Here is a 22,830-nt window from a genome sequence, read left to right on the forward strand (position 1 = left end):
GCAAATAATTACAAAGTAAATTAGCACTGCAAAATTGAATATTCCCCAGATTAATTCTAGCATGATGATGGTTATTGATTGCTTTTAGATTCTTTTTTTTATTTCATTTTGTACAGCAATAATTTCTTGATTGATGAGACTGTATTTTTTCTTTTTCTCTGAAATTACTCTGTCATTTTCGGGAATCCAGTATACAGGAAATGTTTTCTTTTGTTTTTTATAATCTTCCAGCATATACCTTGCAGTTGCTTTCCACATGGTTTTAAGGTTTCTGATATGATTTGTCGAAAGTTCTGTGTACTCATTTGGATATTTTGAACTTAAATAGTTTCTTATTGTTCGGTTTTCTCTCAGGTACACCTCTTTATCGATTGTTTTGTTTTTAAATTGGGTGCTTAATTCCTGAAGTTCCGGTGCATGCTCTTTTTCAAAAGCACTTATTTTTGAGACTGCTTCTTTCCAGTTCTTGTAATAGGTTTTTAACTCTGTAGCATTTTCCCAATAGGATGTTACAATTCCATGATCAATTTTTGTTAATGCCATGTGATTTACATCTTCTCTTTCTATTTGTTCTAAGTAATCATTTACTAAAATATAATTAGCTTCAAGTTCTAATTCTGTTTTTCTGTCATTCAATTCACCAATAGAAAGAGAAGAGTATTTAGAAATATTAGCTTCCGTGGTATTTTTTAAGATTAATTTATCGGACTCGCTAATTAGATTTTTAATAACATCTGAAGTTAACTCATGTCCCTGTAAATAGGGAAAACCTTCCCATACTACAACTCCGGCCGGATTGATAATAACACAATGTGGTATTCCGGTTACTTCAAAAATATTGTATAATCTTTTTTTAGTATCAATAGCGTTAAAATACTCAATGGCAGGATTGGTTTGGTTTTTGACTACATGTTCAGGTTCGTCACTTATTCCTATTATAATTAAATCATCTTTAAATTCTTTTTGAAAATTATTTAATTTAGGGATCGCTCTTTTGCATGGGCCACACCAACTGGCCCAAAAATCGATTAGTATAAACTTATCTTTTGTTATGTAAGGTTGTTCAGAGATCCATTTTTCTACAATGAGTTCAGGAGCTTGCTTGTTGATGAATGACTTAGCCCATATTTTTTTATCCTGAGCATTGGCTATCATTGATACAATGCATAGTATTAACAAAGTGGTTTTTTTCATGGTTAGTAGCGGTTATTTAATTTTTAATTATCAAATATAAAAAATATTCTTACAGTTGGTGGAGTTTTTTTGGAAAAGTATAATGTGGTTTTTTGTGGGACTGGCGTGAAGAATAGTAATGGAAATATAAAGATTACCTCACTCGATGTTTATTTGAATTAGGAGTTCTGTGAACTTTGTTTGTAGCAAACATCCTTAGTTCCATGGATCAGATTACGAAGGGACATGCCCAAATAAAAGCTTGGAAATGAGATGGACTTTAGCATCTTGAACTCGTTGAAATTCAATCCCGAAGCTTCGGGAAAAAAAGCTTGGTTGGCTGGTTAAAATTTTATAATTTTGCCAGCCAATTTTATTATGTAAATTAAAGAAGAAGATGGATATTAAAAGAGTAGCAATAGATGCTGTAACTGAAACCATTGTAATGACTGTGGTACACATGGATTACAAAGGTCAGGTAGCCAAAAGAATCAACGAAAAAATGCCTTTAGCACAAGTAAAAGGATTTAGAAAAGGGGCTGTGCCTAAAGACTTAGTTGAAAAACAATACGGAAGAGGAATTAAACAAGAAGAGGTTAAGAAAGTTGTTGACCTGGCTTTAGAGCGTTATATTCAGTCTGAAAGATTAAATCTTTTGGGTACTCCACTTCCTAAAGTAAACGAAGATTTAGATTGGTCAGCTGAAGAATTGACTTTTGAATTCGAAATTGGTTTAGTGCCAAACTTTGAATTGGATTTAGATGCTAAAAACGATATCGTAAAATATGTAGTTACTGCTGATGATAAATTAATCGACGGACAAGTAGCTCGTATCCAAAAACAATTTGGTAATGCAATTCCTCAGGATGCTGTTGAAGCAAATTCTGATATTAAAGGGATTTTTACTAACGAAGCGGAAGGAATTGGTAACACGACTACTATCACTTTAGATATTTTTAAAGACAAAGCGACTGCTGATAAATTCATTGGTAAAAAAGTGGGTGATGTTGTTACTGTAAACACTAGCGGTTTATTTGAAGACGATCACCAATTGATGGATTACTTAAAAGTAGGTCATGATAACGTTCACGGTTTAGCAATTGATGTAGATTTTACTATCGAAGCAATTACTGTTTCTGAACCGGCTGAATTGAATCAGGAATTGTTCGACAAATTGTTCGGAGAAGGAAATGTAGCTTCGTTAGAAGATTTGAAAGCAAAAATTAAAGAAGATGCTGAATCTCAATTTGCGCAACAGGCAGACCAAAAATTATTAGGTGATGTGACAGAATTTTTAATCGAAAATACAAAATTCGAATTGCCTTCTGAATTCCTTAAAAAATGGTTACAGACAGTAGGTGAGAAAAAATTAACTGCTGAAGAAGCTGAAGTAGAATACGCACGTTCTGAAAAAGGATTGCGTTTCCAGTTAATCGAAGGAAAAGCTTTGGCTCAAAATGATATCAAAATCACTTTTGAAGACTTAAAAGAGTTTACAGCTAAAAATATCAGAGTTCAAATGGCTCAATTTGGTCAAACAAACCCAACTGACGAAGAAGTTCAGGGAATTGTTGCCAGAGTTTTATCTAACCAGGACGAAGTAAAAAGACTTTCTGATCAGGTAGTTGCTGAAAAATTATTGGAATTGTTTAAAGAAAAAGCAAATCCAACAACTAAAGAAGTGACTTACGATGAATTTATTGCTGCGTCTTACGGAGAATAAATATTAGTCTGTAAAGTCGAAAGTAATAAAGTCGAAAGTCAAAATAATATGATTTTATTACAAAGGCTAAATAATAAAAAATAAGTATATTTGAGCGTCAGAAGTTTTTTTTGACGCTCTTTTGTTTAAAAGTTTCGGGTACAAGGACTTGAAAACGGAAACTTTTTAAAGATACAAAGAAGACAAATTGGCATCATTTACAGAAAGGTATAAACTTTGATTTAAGGTTTTATATGACTTTCGGACTTTAGACTTTCAAACTTTAAACATAAAAAAATGAATTACGGTAAAGAATTTAAAAAATTTGCTACAAAGCACCAAGGAGTAAATGCAATGTACTATGATAAAATAGTAGCGGCAATGAATCCTACTAATATGACTCCCTATATTATTGAAGAACGTCAATTGAATATTTCGCAATTAGACGTTTTCTCAAGATTAATGATGGATCGTATTATTTTTCTGGGAACAGGAATTGACGATCAGATTGCAAACATCGTTCAGGCACAATTACTTTTCTTAGAAAGTGCCGATGCTTCTAAAGATATTCAGATTTACCTGAACTCTCCGGGAGGAAGCGTTTACGCAGGATTAGGAATTTATGACACGATGCAATACATCAAGCCTGATGTAGCAACTATTTGTACAGGAATGGCAGCTTCTATGGGAGCAGTATTGTTGTGTGCGGGTGCAGCAGGAAAACGTTCGGCTTTACCACATTCAAGAGTAATGATTCATCAGCCATCAGGAGGAGCTCAGGGAGTGGCTACTGATATGGAAATCAACTTACGTGAAATGTTGAAATTAAAAGATGAATTGTATCATATTATTTCGCAACATTCCGGACAAACTTTTGATAAAGTGCATAAAGACAGTGAGCGTGATTACTGGATGAAAGCTGCCGAAGCTAAGGAATACGGAATGATTGATGAGGTATTAATAAGAGGATAATTTTTAAAGTTTTCAAGTTACTGATATACTAAGTTTCTAAGGATTTGTAATTTGAAATTCAAACAAAAATAAAAATATTAAGCTACAAGGAGGTAAGTTTTTAAAGTTTAGAAACTTAGTATCTTTGCAGCTTAGTAACTTAAATAAAGAATGGCAAAAGAAGTATTAGAGTGTTCGTTTTGTGGAAGGAAAAAGCCAGAAACTAATTTGTTGATTGCTGGTATTAATGCGCACATTTGCGACAGATGTATCGAACAGGCTCACGGAATTGTTCTGGAAGAATTGAAATCTAGCGGAAGTTCAAAATTAATTGGCGATTTGATTTTGCAGAAGCCAAAAGAAATCAGAGCTTTTCTGGATCAGTATGTAATAGGGCAGGACCAGACTAAAAAAGTAATGTCAGTAGCGGTTTACAATCACTACAAGCGTTTAATGCAACAGCAACTGGACGATGAGGTAGAAATTGAAAAAAGTAACATCATCATGGTGGGACAAACCGGAACCGGAAAAACATTAGTAGCAAAAACCATTGCTAAAATGTTAGATGTTCCTTTGGCTATCGTAGATGCTACAGTTTTAACGGAGGCTGGTTATGTAGGTGAAGATGTCGAAACTATTCTGACACGTCTTTTACAAGCGGCTGATTATGATGTGGCTAAGGCTGAACGCGGCATTGTATTTATTGATGAAATAGATAAGATTGCCCGTAAAAGCGATAATCCATCGATTACCAGAGATGTTTCAGGAGAAGGTGTGCAACAAGCTTTATTGAAATTATTAGAAGGAACAGTTGTAAACGTACCACCAAAAGGAGGGCGTAAGCATCCGGATCAAAAATTTGTAGAAGTCAATACACAAAACATTCTGTTTATTGCCGGTGGTGCTTTTGATGGAGTAGAACGTATTATTTCGAAACGTTTGAACCGTCAGGCTGTCGGGTATTCTACTTCAAAAAATGAAGATAATATTGATAAGGAAAACTTGTTACAATACATTATTCCTAAAGATATTAAAGACTTTGGATTGATTCCGGAAATTATAGGTCGTTTGCCCGTGTTAACTCATATGGATCCATTGGACAGAGAAACCCTGCGTTCAATTTTAACACAGCCTAAAAATGCCTTAATTAAGCAGTACCAAAAGTTGTTCTCAATGGATGAGGTAGTATTTTCTATTACTGATGATGCTTTGGATTTTATTGTAGATAAAGCATTGGAATATAAATTAGGAGCCCGCGGATTGCGTTCCCTTTGTGAAGCTATCTTAACGGACGCTATGTATGAATTGCCAAGTTCTGATGATAAAATACTTGAAATTGACGTAGATTATGCAAAGGAAACTTTGAATAAAAATTTATTGAAACGATTAGAGATTGCTTCTTAAAGATTTTTTTTTAAAATAAAATATTCAAAACCTGTTCATTAGTTTGAGCAGGTTTTTTTGTTGGGGTATTTTATTTGAAATTATCTCTGTGTAAAAAACACAAAATCTGTTTTTTTATAAGCAATTTATTGTCGATTTTTGTCGCTTCTAAAATCAATATAGATTAAAAATGGCAATTGAGGATAAAGAGGTTATTTTATTAAAAGTTTCTGGTCAGGATAAACCAGGGGTTACAGCTGGTTTAACATCAGTGTTGGCAATGTATAATGCCATTGTTTTGGACATAGGACAGGCTGATATTCATGATACACTTTCGTTAGGGATTTTGTTCGAAATCGAAGCAGGTTCTTCTTCAGCGCCGGTTTTAAAAGACTTATTGTTTAAAGCGTATGAATTAGGTATTAAAGTAAAGTTTATCCCAATTACCGTAGAAGATTATGAAAAATGGGTAAAAACGCAGTCTAAACAGCGTTATATCATTAATATTTTGGGCGAAAAACTCACTGCAGCTCAACTGGCAGCGGTAACTAAAATAATGTCAGACCAAAATTTAAATATTGACTCTATAAAACGATTAACCGGAAGAACCTCCATTGTAGAAACGGAGATTTATCCGCGTTCCTGTGTGCAATTATCTGTTTCGGGTGAAGTTGTTGATAAAACAGTATTGACGGCTAGTTTTATGTTGGTTTCCAGAAGTTTAGATGTGGATATTTCTTTTCAGGAGGATACTATTTATAGAAGAAACAGACGTTTGGTGTGTTTTGATATGGATTCTACACTAATTCAAACTGAAGTGATTGATGAACTGGCAGAGCTGGCAGGAGTGGGTGAGCAGGTAAGAGCAATTACTGAATCGGCCATGAACGGAGAGATTGATTTTAGTGAAAGCTTCAAGAAACGTATGGCTTTATTAGAAGGTTTGAGCGAAGATGTGTTGCATAATGTAGCAATCAATTTGCCTATTACTAAAGGAGCACACCGATTGATGAAAGCACTGAAATACTACGGATACAAAACTGCGATTCTTTCAGGAGGTTTTACTTATTTTGGAAACTATTTGCAAAAAGAGTTAGGAATTGACTATGTTCATGCGAATGAATTGGAAATTAAAGACGGAAAATTAACAGGAAACTATATAGGTGATATTGTTGATGGTCAAAAGAAAGCTGAATTTCTAAAAGCTATTGCTGAAAAAGAAGGCATTCATATCAATCAAACCATTGCTGTGGGTGATGGGGCTAATGATTTACCAATGATTAATCTGGCCGGATTAGGAATTGCTTTCCATGCTAAACCTACGGTAAAAGAAAGCGCAGCTACTTCCATTTCCAGTTTGGGTCTCGATGGAGTTTTGTATTTATTAGGATATCATGACCGCCATATTGATATGATGGACGATATATAAAATGCTCAATGCTAGCATATAAGAAACCTTGGTTCTGATTTTTGAACTAAGGTTTTTTTATGGAATTTAATTAAAAATTGTATTTTTATAATTCAAGAAAAGGAAAAAATAGTTACAGCTCAAGTAAAAATTCAGAAACTACAGCTAGAATTTGTTTTTCTTTTATGGAACTAAAAATGATGTAAAATATAATTTTAATAGATTAGAATATGAAAACATTAACTTTTAAAATTGAAATTAATGCTCCCAAAGAAAAAGTCTGGTCACTTTTATGGGATGATACAACTTACAGGAAATGGGCAGCTGTTTTTTGTGAAGGAACTTATGCTGTAAGCGATTGGAAGGAAGGGAGTGTAATACAATTTCTTACCCCAAACGGTGAAGGAATGCATAGTGTTATTGAGAAAAAAAAGGTAAACGAATACATGGCCTTTAAGCATTTGGCAATGATTAAAAATTTTGAAATAGAGCCTGTCGATTCGGCTACTCAGGAATGGGTTAATGCGATGGAAACGTATAGTCTGACAGAAACAGATGGAATAACTGTTCTGGAGGCTAAAGTAGATACGACTGAAAAATATGTAGTTTTTTTCAATGATGCTTTTGCAAAGGCATTATCCATAATCAAAGAACTTTCGGAAGCATAATCATTAATTTAAAATACAATGTATGACAACAATTAATCCGTATTTGATTTTTAACGGCACTTGCGAAGCAGCATTTTTGTTTTATCAATCTGTTTTTGGTGGTGAAATACCGTATTTGGGAAAATTTAAGGATATGCCTAAAGACGCTGATTCTCCTGAACTGTCTGAAGAGGATGGTAATAGGATTATGCATGTATGTCTGCCTGTTGGCTCAATGATGTTAATGGGAAGTGACAGTAATTCAGCAAGTGGTGATGTTACTTTTGGGAGTAATGTTTCTATTTCTGTGAATGTGGAAAGTAAAGAGGAGGCTGATAGAATATTTAATGGGCTTTCAGAACAGGGAAATCCTCATATGCCTATGAATGATACTTTTTGGGGGGCTTATTTTGGGATGCTTACCGATCAATTCGGGATTAACTGGATGGTTAATTTTGACAAAAACGGGAAACAATAATTATGAAAATGAATGATAGAATTGCTGACAAAACCTTAATTCAGCCGAATTGAGGTTTTGTTATACAATCACTTTCTCCTGCATCCTTTTCAATTGTTCGAGATAATCTCTTTGATTGGATAATCTCGGAATTTTGTGTTGTCCGCCCAGTTTGTTATTGTCTTTCAACCAATCATAAAATAAATTCTCTCTGGCAACATTGATGACCAAAGGATTTAGGGTCATGTTGTTGTAGCGTTTGGCTTCATAATCTGAATTTAAGGTTTGCAAAGTTTCGTCGAGCGCTTTTTGAAAAACTTTCATGTCTTCAGGTTTTTTCTTGAACTCAATCATCCATTCGTGAGCTCCTTTTTCTTTACCATTCATGAAAACCGGTGCAACGGTATAGTCTTTAATTTCTGCTCTTGTCATCTGACAGGCTTTATCTAAAGCCATATCAGTGTTTTCAACCATCAATTCTTCACCAAAAACATTGATGTGGTGTTTGGTTCTTCCGGTTACTCTGATTCTAAATGGATTCAGAGAAGTAAAGCGTACGGTATCGCCCACTAAATAACGAAATAATCCAGAATTGGTTGTAATTACGACAGCATAGTTTTTATCTAATACTACGTCGGCCAGACGCACAGCTTTTTGATTAGGAGTTGCAAAAGTATCCATAGGAATGAATTCGTAAAAGATTCCGTAATCCAGCATTAGTAGTAAATCATTGGAATGATTTAAATCCTGAATGGCAAAAAAACCTTCTGAAGCATTATAAATCTCGTAGTATTTAAAATCTTTTTTAGGTAATAAATTTTTGTATTGTTCCCGATACGGGTTAAAACTTACGCCACCATGAAAATAAACTTCCAGATTTGGCCATATTTCAAGCAGATTATCCTGACCGGTTTCTTCGAGCATTCTGTTCATCAGCACAAGCATCCACGAAGGAACACCGGCAAAACTGGTTACATTTTCTCTTTTGGTCTCATTAATAATCGCAGCCATCTTAGATTCCCATTCGCTCATCAGCGAAATTTTGTTGCTGGGCGTACTGCTGAATTCAGCCCATATAGGCATGTTTTCGATTAATATCGCTGATAAATCCCCAAAATAACTGTTGTTGTCTTCATAAATTTGAGAACTCCCTCCCAAACGTAAACTTTTGCCTGTAAAGAGTTCTGAATTTTCATTGTTATTCAGATACATGCACAGCAAATCCTTACTGCCTTTATAATGACAATCTTCTAAGGCTTCGTTACTTACAGGAATAAATTTGCTTTTAGCATTGGTTGTTCCGCTGGATTTTGCAAACCATTTTATAGGAGATTCCCAAAAAACGTTTTGTTCTCCCTGACGAGTTCTTTCAATCAGTGGCTGTAATTCTTCATAAGTAGAAATCGGAATTCTTTCTGAAAAAACAGCATAGGAATTAATGGAAGCATAATCATATTTTTTGCCTAACACCGTATTTTTTGCGGCAGCAATGAGGTTCATAAGTAATTCTTCCTGAACTTCATTAGGATATTTTACAAAGAGTTCAATCTGATGAATTCGTTGTTTTAAGACCCAGGAGGCAAATGAATTGAGGAGTTGTATTGGCATTTTTAAAAAATAGGGTTATGAAAATTACCTTAGGAATAATAACTTTACCAAAAATAGGAAAATTTACGAAACATCAAACTTTTTAAAATCCAAACTTAATGCAATACGAAGGCGTACTCACAAAGATGCAAACAGAATACGGAAACCCAATTCAATATTATTTGGTTTTTGAAACTAGTTTTTTAAACGTAAATCAGCTGTTAAACAAAAATATTACTATCAGTTTTGTAGATTTTCAATGTTTAAATTGCAGTAAAAAAAAGAAAGTCTATCGTCAGGGTTTTTGTTATGATTGCTTTTATTCCAGTGCTGCAGCGGGCGACTGGATTATGAGGCCTGAGCTGAGTACTGCACATTTAGGGATTGCTGACAGAGATCTGGTTTATGAAGAAAAAGCGCAATTGCAGCCTCATATTGTCTATCTAGCTTTATCAAGCGAGATAAAAGTAGGGGTAACACGAAAAACTCAGGTACCTACACGATGGATTGATCAGGGGGCTAATGAAGCCATTGCTGTTGTTGAGGTTCCAAATCGCTATTTAGCAGGAATAACCGAGGTTGCATTGAAAAATCATTATGCAGATAAAACCAATTGGCGTAAAATGTTAACCAATGATATAGAAGCGGTAGATCTGGTTGCAGAACGATTAAAATTACAGAATTTAATTCCGGCCGAAGTTCAGGAATATTTTTATTCCGATAAAATTGATTTGTATCAGATAGAGTATCCGGTCTTGCAGTATCCGACAAAAGTAAAAAGCTTAAATTTAGATAAAACTCCTGTTTTTGAGGGGAAATTAACCGGAGTAAAAGGGCAATACTTATTATTTGAAGATGGTACTGTTTTTAATATTCGTGGAGCGGAAGGTTCGGTAGTGCGTATTGATGTATAGGGTTAATTTTATTGAAAACTAATTGTGAATAGGCTTTTTTGAATGGTGTATATTAGGATTATGATTTGAAATTATAAGATATTATGAAAATATTATAAAACCGATAGCTTCTAAAGCGGTATTTTTGTAATAGTTTACTATTAAATAAAATTCCATCATCATGTTAAAGAAAGTGTTGCTAATTACAGGAGCTATTTTATTCTTATTTATAGGATCATTATTTGCTATTCCCTATTTTTTTAAGGACCAGATAAAAGCGAAAATTATTGAAGCGATTAATCAAAAAGTTGATGCTAAAGTAAGTTTTGCTGATGCTAATCTGAGTTTGTTTAAGAATTTTCCAAATGCAAATGTCACCATTGAAGAACTGGCCATCATTAATAAGGCGCCTTTTGAAGGAGATACATTGATTTCTCTGGGAGAGTTAAATTTAAAAATGTCTGTTAAAGAACTTTTTAAAGGCGATAATGAACCCATAAATATTGATGGAATTAATTCAAAAAATGGTTTAATCAATATTATTTTCAATAAAGATGGAATTGGAAATTATGATATTGCGATTAAAGACGACAAAAAAGAAGGTCAGAATTCCGAAAGTAAACCCTTAGCACTGAATATTCAGAATTATAAAATCGATAATTTTCAGTTTCGCTATTTTGATGAAAGGTCCAAAATAAAAATGCTTATCGACAGTCTGAATCATGAAGGAACAGGAGATTTTGCTGCTTCTAAATTAGATCTGGATACGCAGTCATCGGCTAAAATCAGTCTGGATATGGACAAAGTAAATTACATGAAAAATGTTGTCCTGAATTTAGATGCCGTTTTAGGAATTGATTTGGAAAATAACAGATATACTTTTAAAGAAAATAAGGCTTTAATCAATCAGTTACCATTAGAATTTGACGGTTTTATTCAGTTACTTGATGCGGGTCAGGAATATGATTTGAAATTTAAAACCCCAACATCTTCATTTAAGAACTTCTTAGGCGTGATTCCTGCCACTTATGCGGCCAATCTGGATAATGTAAAAACAACAGGCGATTTTACGGTTACAGGTTTTGCCAAAGGAATCTATTCAGATACTACTGTACCAAAATTCAATGTCGAAATTACTTCAGATAATGCATCTTTTAAATATCCTGATTTGCCAAAATCAGTGCAAAATATTGTTATAGATACTAAAATTATCAATCAAACGGGGATTTTGAACGATACTTATGTTAACATAGATAAACTTTCTTTCAGGATTGATCAGGATGTTTTTAATGCTAAAGCTAATATTAAAAACATCACCGAAAATGCTCTTGTTGATGCGATGCTAAAAGGAACCATCAATTTAGCAAATGTAACAAAAGCATATCCTGTTAAATTAGACAAACCTTTAAGCGGAATACTAAAAGCCGATGTCACTACTAAATTTGACATGCAATCAGTAGAAAAAAGCCAGTATCAGAACATTAATAATGCGGGAGCCATAAGCTTGTCTGGTTTTAAATATACCGATGAAAATGGTAAATCCATGAATATTAATAAAGCTGAAATCGTTTTTAATCCGTCCAGAGTAAACTTAAAACAGTTTAGTGCCTCTACAGGAAAAAGTGATTTGAACGTTACTGGTGTTTTAGAGAATTTTTACGGATATATTTTTAAAAATCAAAATTTACAGGGGAATTTTAATCTGACTTCTAATCAGATAGCAGTCGATGATTTTATGACCACAACGGATGAAAAAACTTCTTCAGATGAAACAAAGAAAGATTCGGAAGCAATGAAGATTCCGGCTTTTTTGGACTGTACGCTTACTGCAAAAGCCAATACAGTTTTATATGATAATTTAACCCTGAGAGATGTTTCCGGAAAATTAATTGTAAAAGATGAAAAGTTAACGATGGAAGATGTGAAGACTTCAATTTTTGGAGGTTCAGTGGGACTAAGCGGTTCGGTGTCCACAAAAGGGAAGGTACCTGTCTTTAATATGGATTTAGGGATGAAACAGGTGGATATTGCACAATCTTTTACCCAGTTAGATATGCTTAAAAAATTGGCGCCAATTGCAGGAATTGTAAATGGTAAACTCAATTCTACGATTAAACTAAACGGAAATCTGGATGCAAAAGAATTTACTCCTGATTTAAAAACAATTTCAGGAGATTTATTAGGTCAGTTTCTTTCAACAACAGTTAATGAAAAGAATTCGACATTGTTAAATGCTTTAAGTTCGAATATTAAATTTTTAGATTTAAGCAAAATCAATTTAAATGATTTAAAGGCGGCAATAACTTTTGACAACGGACGAGTAAACGTGAAACCATTTAATATTAAATATCAGGATATACAGGCAACTATTGGAGGAACGCATGGTTTTGACCAAAGCATGAATTATGATATTAAGTTTAATGTTCCGGCAAAATATTTAGGTACGGAAGCTAATGCGCTTATTGCAAAATTATCTGCTGCCGATGCTCAAAAACTGGAAAGCATTCCTGTTAAAGCCATGTTGACCGGAACTTTTTCTAAGCCTAAAATAACAACCGATTTAAAAACAGCAGTGACTAATCTGACCAATCAGCTCGTTCAGCAGCAAAAACAGAAATTAGTTACTAAAGGAACTTCTGCTTTGACTGATTTCTTAAATAAGAATAAAAAACCAGGAGATACTGCTAAAACAGCTGTTCCTGCATCAAAAGCTGAAACTCAGGAAAAAGCCAAAGAAGAAGTAAAAGCTAAAGCTACTGATTTATTAAACAATTTATTCAACAAGAAGAAAAAACCAGCAGATACTACAAAAACGAAATAGTTTGATATTAATAAAAAAAATCCATCTCAGAATATTAAAACTGAGATGGATTTTTTGTTGGATTATACGGTAAAATTAACTTGTCTTTTTGTGAGTTAATTAAGTATTGTTTAGCATATTAATCGTATCCCGGGTTTTGATCGTACAAGCCAGGAGCCGTCAGGAATTCCTGAAGTGGTATTGGATATAACAATGAATTTTTGTCTATAATGCCAAGGCTACCTGAGGTGTCTTCTAAGGTCTTCCATGCATTCAGTGTAGCTATTGCATTCCCGGATCTTATTAAATCAAACCATCTTGTTCCTTCTCCGAAAAATTCCATTCTTCTTTCGTTGAATAATCGGTTTAAATCAACATTGCTTGCATCTCTCGCCAGACCTCCTCTTTCTCTAATGTCGTTGACTATATTATCTACATCTGCTTGTGATCCACCTCCTCCGTGGAGTGTACATTCTGCCATTAACATTAAAACATCAGTATATCTTAAAACAATAAAGTCTACTCCCCAATCAGTTCTTCCATTTCCATATCTGGATGCATCAATATATTTTTTTACTACAGGATTTGCTGTATATGTACCTAAATATGTACCAGATGTAACTGTATAAGTTTCTGCCAGAGTCACTCCTCTACGGGTGTCATTAACATCAAACATGCTTAGAAATGAGGAAGAAATGGGTTTGTATTCTAATGAGCCTTGTTCAGATAAATTTAAGGAAGCAAAATACGGTTGATATCCTAGCTCAATTTCAAAGTTTCCACCAACTCCATTACCAGTATTTTGAGAATATGGTATAACCAAAACATTTTCTTTGTTAGCGTTTCCTTCAGTTTTAAATATTGAAGCATAATCAGTAGCGAATACAAATTGATTACTAATTTTTATATCATTAAGTTGTTGATATGCTTTATCCCATTCATTTAATCCAAGCATTGCACCGTCTATACCATAATTTGGGGATGAACGAGTCATATATACTTGAGCTAATAATCCTTTAGCCCCGTATTTAGTCACTCTTCCATAATTAGCTTCGTCATAAGATGGAGGAAGATTGTCTACTGCAAACTGTAAATCGGAAAGAATTAAATTATAAATTTCTGTAACAGGTGTTCTGCCTATTTTAGAAACTTCTTGAGGGGATAATGTGTTTTTTATGAGCGGAACTCGCCCAAACCAACGAATTAAATCAAAATAGCAAAATGCTCTTAAAAAGCTAGCTTCTGCCTTCATGTATGTTCTTTCAGTTTCAGCTGTAATTACATTTCCGTTACTTTCTAATTTTTCTAATAATTGATTCGCCTTATAGATTGCGTTATAATTAGATACATAAGCTTCTTTTATTAAAGGGTTGGTACTTAGTGATGTGAAAAAATTATTAATACCTTCCCAATCTCTTGAAGCTTGTGTGGTAGCATAAAAATTATCAGATCGTACTTCGCTTAAATTTAATATTCTGTTAGGATAACCATACTCATTAGCGCCGTGAAAAGCATAAGAATAAGTAGCATTTCGAGCCTGAATAAAATCATTTTGAGTCGAATAAAAATTCTCTGTTGTTTCCTGTGATAGTGGAATTTGGTTGAGTTCGCTTTCACAAGATGCTAAAGCAAAAACAGCAAGAAGATTTGCAATTATATAGATATGTTTTTTCATCTTTGTTTTAATTAAAATTAATATTAAGCCCTAATACAAGAGATTTAGCTAGTGGTGCTCCGCCATAATCGGCAGGAACTGGGAAGCTGTCATTATTACTACCAGAAACATTAGCAGCTTCAGGGTTAAATCCTCCTTTGTATTTGTCTTTGTAAAACCAGTTTTCAGCACTTATATATATTCTTGCATTGTCGATTCTGCTCAATGATTTTAAAGCACTGGAAAGATTATAGCCTAAAGTAATGTTTCTGATACTGATGTAATCTGATTTGTATAACCAGTCAGTATTAGGGACATATCCAAAATTCGTTTTCCAGTTTCCTCTTACTGCAGGGTTTACGTCAAGATTGTTTTCAACAGCACCCATTCCGGTACGGTTGATTCCTCTACTTAACAAACTATAAATGTATCCTCCATTTTGACCTTGTACCAGGATGTTTAAATCTAAGTTTTTGTATTTAAATGTATTGGTAATCCCCCAAATGTATTTAGGATTAGGATTTCCAACATCAACACGGTCGTCTGTTGTTATTTTACTATCTCCATTTTGGTCTACATATCTGGGATCACCTAATACTAAAGGTTTACCTGACCAGGTAGTTCCACCCTTATCAATGTCTGCCTGAGTAATCACCCCATCTTGTTTAATAGCAAAGATGGTGTACATTGGTTTTCCAACTTCTAATTTGTAAAAAGGAACCCCACCACTAAAACTTGAGTTAATTTCGATTTTATCCTGATCTTGTCCTAATGCTAAAACTTTGTTAGTATTGTAGCTGATATTTGCTGAAGTTTTCCATTGAAAATCCTTAGTTGTAATATTAGCAGTATTCAATTCAAATTCCCAACCTTGATTTCTTACCTTGCCAATATTTGTTAGCAAGCTTGTGTTACCTGAAGCAGCTAAAACTGGTACATTCAGTAATAAATCACTATTTGTTTTTGTGTAATAATCAAATGATCCGGAAATTTTATTATTTAATATTCCGAAATCAATACCATAATCATTTGACTGCGATTTTTCCCAATGTAAATTAGGATTTGGTATGCCTGATACTCCTTTTCCTAGTCCTGTTCCTCCTCCTAAAGCGTAATTATAGGAAGCTAAAGTTGAAAAAGCAGCATAGTTACCAATGTTATTATTACCATTTAATCCTGAACTGGCTCTTAATTTTAAACTGTTAAGCCAGGTTGCATTTTTCATAAAATCTTCTTCAGTAACTATCCATCCCAGAGAAAGAGAAGGGAAAGTACCCCATCTTTGTGCAATACCAAATTTTGAAGATCCGTCACGTCTTATACTTGCAGAAAGAATATATTTTTCTTTAAAATCATACTGAAGTCTTCCAAAGTAGGAGATTTGAACATTTTTTTCAGAATTTGTGCTACCAGTTGAGCCTGAGGGTAGTGTCTCAATAGTATAGCTATTGTAAAGACTTCCAGATGAAAGATTGGAACTAGTTATTTGATAAGAATTATAAGATTGTCCAGCAAGTAATGTGAAGTTGTGATTGTCTTTAATTGTTCCGCTATACGTTAAAGTGTTTTCGTTAACTATATTTTGTCTTCGATAGGTGTTATAGTTCCCTCTAATGCTGAGTAGTGCATCATTTGGAGTATATCCTTCAAATGTATTGTCTGCATTATCAAAGTTTATAGTACTCTTAGCATGTAAGTTGTTAATAATTTCATAATCAATGTAACCTGAAAGCAGGTTTCTAAACATAGAATTCTTACCTGTTCTGCTTAAAAGTGGTAACATACTTGTTGTGCTACTTCCCCATGCGTAACGTGTAGTATATTTTTCTCCTTCATCATTTGTAGTGCTTTCAAAAACCGGCGTTGCACCAAGAGCTTTATGAATAGTACTGTCTTTTCCTTCAACACCCGGATCATTTTTAATTGAATATGAAGGAGCAATGTTGATCCCCATTTTTAGATGTTCAGAGAAATTTACATCGATATTCGCTCTGGCGGAATACAGGCTATAATCTGTGCCAATAATATATCCTTTGTTTTTTTGATAATTTCCAGAAACATAATAGTTAACCATATCTGTAGCGCCTGATGCTGATAGTTGATAATTGTTAAAAATACCTGTACGGAAAATCACATCCTGCCAATTGATATAATCTAATCCAGGATGTCCTTCTATATCCCAGCGTGGGTCATACATATAACTGGTATTAAACTCAGTTGGTCCAAGGTCGGCAACATTCGCAGCATTATTAGCATTAAAAACTGCTCTTCTTTCGTCAACAGTTTGATCTGCAGTTGCACCAGTAATTCCTGAATTGACCCACTGATAATCTATCATAGTTTTAGCTCTGTTAATCCATTGTTCTGCACTGAGCATATCTACTCTTTTAGCTTCCTTGTTTACACCTGTATAAGTATTAAAGGTGAATTTTGGTTTACCCACTTTACCTTTTTTGGTTGTGATTAAAACTACTCCATTAGAAGCTCTTGATCCGTAAATGGCAGCGGCGGCAGCATCTTTTAAGACCTCAATCGATGCAATGTCATTTGGGTTCATATTATCTAAAGGGCTTCCATTAGAAAAACCTCCACTACTACTTGTTCCCTCGGTATGTATAGGGAAACCATCTATAACATATAATGGTTCGTTTCCAGCAGTAATAGAGCCGGTTCCGCGAATATTTATGCTAAATGGTTGTCCGGGAAGCCCTGATGTTTGTTTAACTCTAACACCTGCAACCTGACCAACAAGGCCTTGATCAACTCTTGAAATAGGTCTTTCAGTAAAATTATCTGTTTTTATAGAAGACATTGAACCGGTTGCTAATTTTTTCTTTTGAGTACCATATCCGACAACAACAACTTCCTCAAGTTCTGAATTTGAAGGCTGTAATGAGATATTGTAAGTGTTTGAGGTTCCTACTTTTTGTTCAGATGCCGTATAGCCTAAATAAGTAAACACAATAACATCTCCCGGTTTCGCTGAAATGGAATAATTTCCATCCATGTCAGTTGTACTTCCTTTAGTTGTTCCTTTGATAACTAAGGAAACTCCGGGGATCGGGAGTCCTGATTCATCGATGATTTTTCCTTTGACTAATTTTTCCTGAGCATACATGTTGGAACTTAGCAAAAGAACCATTAGCATACTCAATAAATAAAAAAGTTTGTTTTTCATAATTAACTTGTATTACGGTTAGCAATTAACTCAAAAATAATTTTTCAGATATTTTTAACTATCCTGCTGTGTCTGTATTGCCTGTTTTTACAGGGAAATCCATTACCTGAGTATATTAATTATTTTTGTTTTTTGTTAAAATCATTTATTCTTTTATTATTTTTTAATTAATTATTTTTTTAAAATAAAAAAATACTGTTAAAATAATTATGAATATTATAAAAATACTTATTAGCTATTCATCCAATGTGGAGATGCTGCAAAATATCCGGTAGATTAAAAAAACAACTGATAATCAATTTATGCCAAACAGGATGGTGCAGGATGCATTAAAGGCAAGTATTTAATATTTTTCGCTGTTCAAACAGAAATAATTTTAAATAGTTTTGTGGTTTTAAACTATTTTAAAAAGTGTTCACAAATCATTAAAATACAATTCAATGAAAATCAAACTTACTTATCTTCCGTTTGTCATCGGAATTTTGTTTTCTTTAAACGGTGCTGCTCAGCAAAATAAATCAGAAACTGCGTGGCCGGAAACTAAAAATGTAAGCAAACCATGGGCACGCTGGTGGTGGATGGGAAGCGCTGTAGACAAGCCTAATTTAAAATCCAGTTTAATCGATTTTCAAAAAGTTGGAATTGGAGGTGTAGAAATCACCCCTATTTACGGTGTAAAAGGAGAAGAGAGTAATTTTATAGATTATTTGTCTCCTAAATATATGGAAATGCTGGGCTATACAGTAAAGATTGCTGATAGTTTAGGTCTGCAGGTTGATATGGTTCTGGGAACAGGCTGGCCTTATGGCGGACCTCAGGTTTCCTTAGAAAATGCCGCAACTAAATTAGTCGTGGAGAAATATGAGGTAAAGAAAAACGAACAATTTAATAAGGATATAAAAGCAGATCCGGCTCAGGAGAAAGTTCCGGCGCAATTATTAGCTGTTTCCGCTTACGGAGCTGATGGTTCTTATCTTGATTTGACAAATGAATTGAAAGGAAATGTATTAAACTGGAAGGCTAAAAAAACAAATTATACGCTGTATGCCATTTTTGCAGGGAAAACAGGGCAGCAGGTAAAACGTGCTGCACCCGGAGGTAAAGGCTATACTTTAGATCATTTTTCTACTGAAGCGCTGAATGCTTATGTGGTTCCTTTTGATAAAGCATTAGCAGGATTTGAAGGAAAGCTGAGAGCTATTTTTAATGATAGTTATGAAGTGTATGGAACTGATTTTACGCCACTTTTTCTACAGGAATTTGAAAAACGAAGAGGATATGATTTGAAAAAATACTTTCCGCAGTTGTTGAGTAAAGAGGATTCTGAAATTGGAAACAGAATTAAAAGTGATTACAGAGAAACCATTTCTGATTTATTATTGAATAAGTTTGATTTACCGTGGACTAAATGGGCTAATTCTAAAAATTATAAAACGAAGTTACAGGCACACGGTTCTCCGGGGAATTTAATTGATTTATATGCCTCTGCTGATATTCCTGAGTGTGAAACTTTTGGTTCCATGCCTTATGATATCCCGGGATTCAGACGTGAAAAAGAAGATATTCGTGATGGAGATGCTGATCCTGTTATGTTAAAGTTTTCTTCTTCGGCAGCTCATATTGCCGGAAAACCATTGACTTCTTCAGAAACTTTTACGTGGTTGAGAGATCATTTTAAAACGGCTTTGTCACAATGTAAACCGGAAGTTGAGGATTTAATGCTTAACGGAATCAATCACGTTTTTCTTCACGGTTCAACTTATTCACCTAAAAGAGCGGAATGGCCGGGATGGAAATTTTATGCTTCGGTGAATTTTAATGCTACGAATTCTATCTGGGAAGATGCTTCGGGCTTATTCAATTACATTGCTAATTGTCAATCCTTATTACAGGCTGGAAAGCCGGACAATGAAACTTTATTGTATTACCCGGTCTATGATACCTGGGGAAAAAATTTAGGCGGAAATTTATTTTTCCAATTTAAGATTCACTCGTTGAAAGAGTGGCTGCATGGAACACCGTTTTATGATACTACTAAAAAATTAATGGAAAACGGTTACGGCGTTGATTTTGTTTCAGATGCTTTTATTGCTCAGGCAAAAGTAAAAGACGGAATGTTAGTTTTGCCTGGTGGTAGTTATAAATCATTAGTAGTTCCTAATTGTGATAAAATGCCATTGCCAACTTTAGAAAAACTGATTGCTTTGAAAAAAGAAGGAGCACACATTATTTTTGAAGGTTTGCCAAAATCGGTTCCGGGGTTCAATGAATATCAAGCACAAAATGAAAAATTAGAGGCATTACTTTCGTCAAACAAAACAATAGTAAATCCGGTAAATGATTTGTTTAAAGCTTTGGCGGAAGCCAATGAACAACCGGAAACATTGGTAACAACCGGTTTAAAATTCATCAGACGAGATTTGGATGGAGAAAAAATCTATTATCTGGTAAATCATACTGCTAAGACTATTGAAGGTTTTATCCCTTTGGCTGTAGCCAATAAAGAGGTATTGATTTTAGATCCGTTAAACAGAAAGACAGGAAATGCAATAGTTAAGAAAGAAGGGCAAACTACTTTAGTAAAACTTCGTATTGAATCCGGAAAATCATTGCTTTTGAAAACCGAAAATACTGCTTCTGAAAAACCTTGGAAATATTATGAAGCTGCAGCTGAGCCTATTGTATTAAAAGGAGACTGGAAGCTGACTTTTGAAAAAGGAGGACCTGCTTTACCGGCTCCTGCAAAAATAAGTACATTAGAATCATGGACTAAAATTAGCCCTGAAACTGAAGCTTTTTCAGGAACGGCACTATATACTTTGCAATTTGATGCACCAAAAGTAGCTGCGGATAATTGGCAATTAAATCTGGGTGATGTGAGAGAAAGTGCTAAAATCTGGCTGAATGGGGAGTATATCGGTGAAGCGTGGTCTGTACCATTTACAATCAATTTAGGAAAATTGAAGAAAGGGAAAAATGAGTTGAAAGTTCAGGTGACTAATCTTTCTGCCAATAGAGTTCGCGATATGGAAATGAAAGGAAAAGAATGGAAGATTTTCTACGAAATTAATATGGTGGATAAGGATTATAATAAATTTGATGCTACTAAATGGACTCCAATGCCTTCCGGTTTAACAAGTCCGGTTACGATAACTCCTTTGAAAAATGAAGTGAATTAAACCGTTTTAATTTTTTTTAAAAAGAAAACCTTCCCAATTATAATTTGAATAAGATTACAATTGGGAAGGTTTTTTGTTTTAATAGCCTTATTTTAAAAATATTTTGTTTTGAATGTTTTTAGAGGAACGAACAATAATCGAATCAGAAGAGCCACCTTTGATAGCCAGTTTTACATACTCAGGTGTATTAAAATCAATGTTGTCAAAAACAATATTTTTAGAATCTAATAAAAATAAAGAGGAATCTTTGGTTGTAATTGACATATTCTGAAAAGCAGCATTTTTAAGATCATGTGCGTTAAATAATTCGGTGCAATTCACATTGGCATTCTTAATCGTTAAATTGGTTACCGGGGATTCGGGAATTCCAAAAACTTTTATAAAAGTGGAGCAGTTTTCGATAATGATATCTTTGATTGTGATATTTCGAAATTTTGGAGTCAGTTTATTAATGGGTCTTGCCGGTAAGCGATCTGCTAGGTCACCCACACTGCCGGAAGAACCCAGCATATCCCATTTGATAGCTGTTTGTTCCAGATTCATTCTGAAGCGTTCATAGGTTATGTTTTCGCCACCTCCACCACGTGATCTTCGGGTTTTAAAACGGATGCCAACTCCTTCTATATTAAATACGCAATCATGAACATAGAGGTTTCGAATCATTCCTGCTGTTTCGCTTCCGCAGGTGATTCCGCCATGTCCTTTTAAAGCCAGGCAATAACGTACCACTACATTTTCGGTTGATTTGTTGACTCTGATGCCATCTTCTCCACGGCCGGCTTTCATGGTAAAACAATCATCACCAGTGCTAAGATCACAATATTCAATTAATATATTTTTGCTGGATTCTATGTCAATTCCGTCACCGCGGGCTATTCCGGCAGAATTTACTGTAACACCCCGAATAATGACATTGTCACAGTAAATAGGAACAATATTCCAAAAAGCAGTGTTGGATAATGAAACACCTTCGATATAAACCTTTTTGCAATTAACAGGCGAAATAAACATGGGAGGGAAAATCCAGTCTTGTTTTTTTCCGTCAACAATTCGCTCAGAAACGGATGTTTTGGGATCAATCACATTATCAATCACGTCTTTTGTTAAAATGCGGTCACGAATAGATCCCGGCTGAGGTCCAACAAGCTTTCCTTTTCCGGTAACAGCAATATTAGTTGCTCCATTAGCATAGATACAAGCACCCAGAGACATCACTTCAATTCCTTCAATTCGGGTAAAAACAACCGGGAGAAAATCTTTTATTTCGCCACTAAAAATTAATTCAGCATCATTCTCTAAGTGAAAGTTAATGTTATCTTTCAGCTGGATTCTTCCGGTGAGCCATTTTCCGTCAGGAACAATAACCGTTCCGCCACCTTTAGTACTTAAGTCGTCAATTGCTTTTTGAATTTTTGCAGTGTTTAATTCTGTAGCAGATAATCTTAAAATTATTTTTTCAGAAGGGAATAGGGGTTTTTCAAAATTGATTGTGGTAAAAGGAGCTTTGACCGGTTCTATTTCGTCAGAAAGCATTTTTACACCCACTTCATTTTCGGTCATGATGTTGATGGTCTCAGTTGGTGTCTTTAAGTTTTTTTTTGTATTACAACAAAGCAGGATTAACATTGTTGAAGTGAGTACTGTAATCGTTTTTAATCGGTTCATTTTAGTGAATGTTTGTTTTTGAAAATTTCAGGCAAAAAATATTGAGAGGCAGTATTTTTTTAATTTCTGTGTCCGAATCGCAATTTTTATGCCGAAAATTGATTATAAATTTTAATTTAGCAGGATGCTACAGGACGGAAAAGCGAGACTCTT

14 protein-coding genes are annotated in these 22,830 nt (G+C 34.3%); 9 read left to right on the forward strand and 5 right to left on the reverse strand.

All coding sequences use genetic code 11. The features are described 5' to 3' along the window. Positions 1-84: 84 nt before the first annotated feature. Positions 85-1,194: a TlpA family protein disulfide reductase gene (locus ACSV4D_RS00805; protein ID WP_439226783.1), complete on the reverse strand. Its 1,110-nt coding sequence runs from the start codon at positions 1,192-1,194 to the stop codon at positions 85-87. A gap of 376 nt (positions 1,195-1,570) precedes the next feature. Here ACSV4D_RS00805 and ACSV4D_RS00810 point away from each other — a divergent pair, with 376 nt between their 5' ends. The 6 genes from ACSV4D_RS00810 to ACSV4D_RS00835 all read left to right on the forward strand — a co-directional run bounded on the left by ACSV4D_RS00810 (position 1,571) and on the right by ACSV4D_RS00835 (position 7,742). Then, positions 1,571-2,896 (forward strand): trigger factor, encoded by a 1,326-nt coding sequence (locus ACSV4D_RS00810; RefSeq protein WP_408080929.1) that lies wholly within the window; start codon positions 1,571-1,573, stop codon positions 2,894-2,896. 276 nt (positions 2,897-3,172) lie between these two features. Continuing rightward, complete coding sequence (clpP, locus tag ACSV4D_RS00815) at positions 3,173-3,847, forward strand: ATP-dependent Clp endopeptidase proteolytic subunit ClpP (protein ID WP_073241462.1); 675 nt, start codon at positions 3,173-3,175, stop codon at positions 3,845-3,847. 150 nt (positions 3,848-3,997) lie between these two features. Then, positions 3,998-5,230: an ATP-dependent Clp protease ATP-binding subunit ClpX gene (clpX, locus tag ACSV4D_RS00820; RefSeq protein ID WP_408080930.1), complete on the forward strand. Its 1,233-nt coding sequence runs from the start codon at positions 3,998-4,000 to the stop codon at positions 5,228-5,230. A 169-nt stretch (positions 5,231-5,399) separates the two neighbouring features. Continuing rightward, on the forward strand, positions 5,400-6,638 hold the full coding sequence (gene serB / locus ACSV4D_RS00825; protein WP_408080931.1) for a phosphoserine phosphatase SerB: 1,239 nt from the start codon (positions 5,400-5,402) through the stop codon (positions 6,636-6,638). A gap of 209 nt (positions 6,639-6,847) precedes the next feature. Then, the gene (locus ACSV4D_RS00830; RefSeq protein WP_439226784.1) at positions 6,848-7,285 is read left to right on the forward strand and encodes an SRPBCC domain-containing protein; all 438 of its coding nucleotides are present in this window, start codon (positions 6,848-6,850) and stop codon (positions 7,283-7,285) included. A gap of 22 nt (positions 7,286-7,307) precedes the next feature. After that, the gene (locus ACSV4D_RS00835; protein ID WP_439226785.1) at positions 7,308-7,742 is read left to right on the forward strand and encodes a VOC family protein; all 435 of its coding nucleotides are present in this window, start codon (positions 7,308-7,310) and stop codon (positions 7,740-7,742) included. A gap of 60 nt (positions 7,743-7,802) precedes the next feature. Here ACSV4D_RS00835 and ACSV4D_RS00840 read toward each other — a convergent pair whose 3' ends face one another. After that, positions 7,803-9,329 carry a GH3 auxin-responsive promoter family protein gene (locus ACSV4D_RS00840; protein WP_439226786.1) on the reverse strand — a complete coding sequence of 509 codons (1,527 nt, stop codon included), beginning with the start codon at positions 9,327-9,329 and terminating at the stop codon, positions 7,803-7,805. A 98-nt stretch (positions 9,330-9,427) separates the two neighbouring features. Between ACSV4D_RS00840 and ACSV4D_RS00845 the strand changes: the two genes are divergently transcribed. After that, the gene (locus ACSV4D_RS00845) at positions 9,428-10,222 is read left to right on the forward strand and encodes a DUF2797 domain-containing protein (RefSeq protein ID WP_439226787.1); all 795 of its coding nucleotides are present in this window, start codon (positions 9,428-9,430) and stop codon (positions 10,220-10,222) included. 160 nt (positions 10,223-10,382) lie between these two features. After that, positions 10,383-13,022, forward strand: a complete 2,640-nt coding sequence (locus ACSV4D_RS00850; RefSeq protein WP_439226788.1) for an AsmA family protein — start codon at positions 10,383-10,385, stop codon at positions 13,020-13,022. A gap of 118 nt (positions 13,023-13,140) precedes the next feature. Here the strand turns inward: ACSV4D_RS00850 and ACSV4D_RS00855 are convergent, their stop codons facing one another. After that, the gene (locus ACSV4D_RS00855) at positions 13,141-14,676 is read right to left on the reverse strand and encodes a RagB/SusD family nutrient uptake outer membrane protein (protein ID WP_439226789.1); all 1,536 of its coding nucleotides are present in this window, start codon (positions 14,674-14,676) and stop codon (positions 13,141-13,143) included. Between the two features lie 7 nt (positions 14,677-14,683). Then, a complete protein-coding gene (locus ACSV4D_RS00860) occupies positions 14,684-17,833 on the reverse strand; it encodes a SusC/RagA family TonB-linked outer membrane protein (protein WP_439226790.1) in 3,150 nt (1,049 codons plus the stop codon). Positions 17,834-18,273: 440 nt separating this feature from the next. Between ACSV4D_RS00860 and ACSV4D_RS00865 the strand changes: the two genes are divergently transcribed. Beyond that, complete coding sequence (locus tag ACSV4D_RS00865; RefSeq protein WP_439226791.1) at positions 18,274-21,012, forward strand: glycosyl hydrolase; 2,739 nt, start codon at positions 18,274-18,276, stop codon at positions 21,010-21,012. Positions 21,013-21,099: 87 nt separating this feature from the next. On the opposite strand, the gene ACSV4D_RS00870 is transcribed toward ACSV4D_RS00865, so the two are convergent. Further along, positions 21,100-22,677: a glycoside hydrolase family 28 protein gene (locus ACSV4D_RS00870; protein ID WP_439226792.1), complete on the reverse strand. Its 1,578-nt coding sequence runs from the start codon at positions 22,675-22,677 to the stop codon at positions 21,100-21,102. Positions 22,678-22,830: the final 153 nt, after the last annotated feature.

The organism is Flavobacterium sp. ARAG 55.4 (assembly GCF_051846875.1).
In the GTDB taxonomy this organism is placed as follows: Bacteria; Bacteroidota; Bacteroidia; order Flavobacteriales; family Flavobacteriaceae; genus Flavobacterium; species Flavobacterium plantiphilum.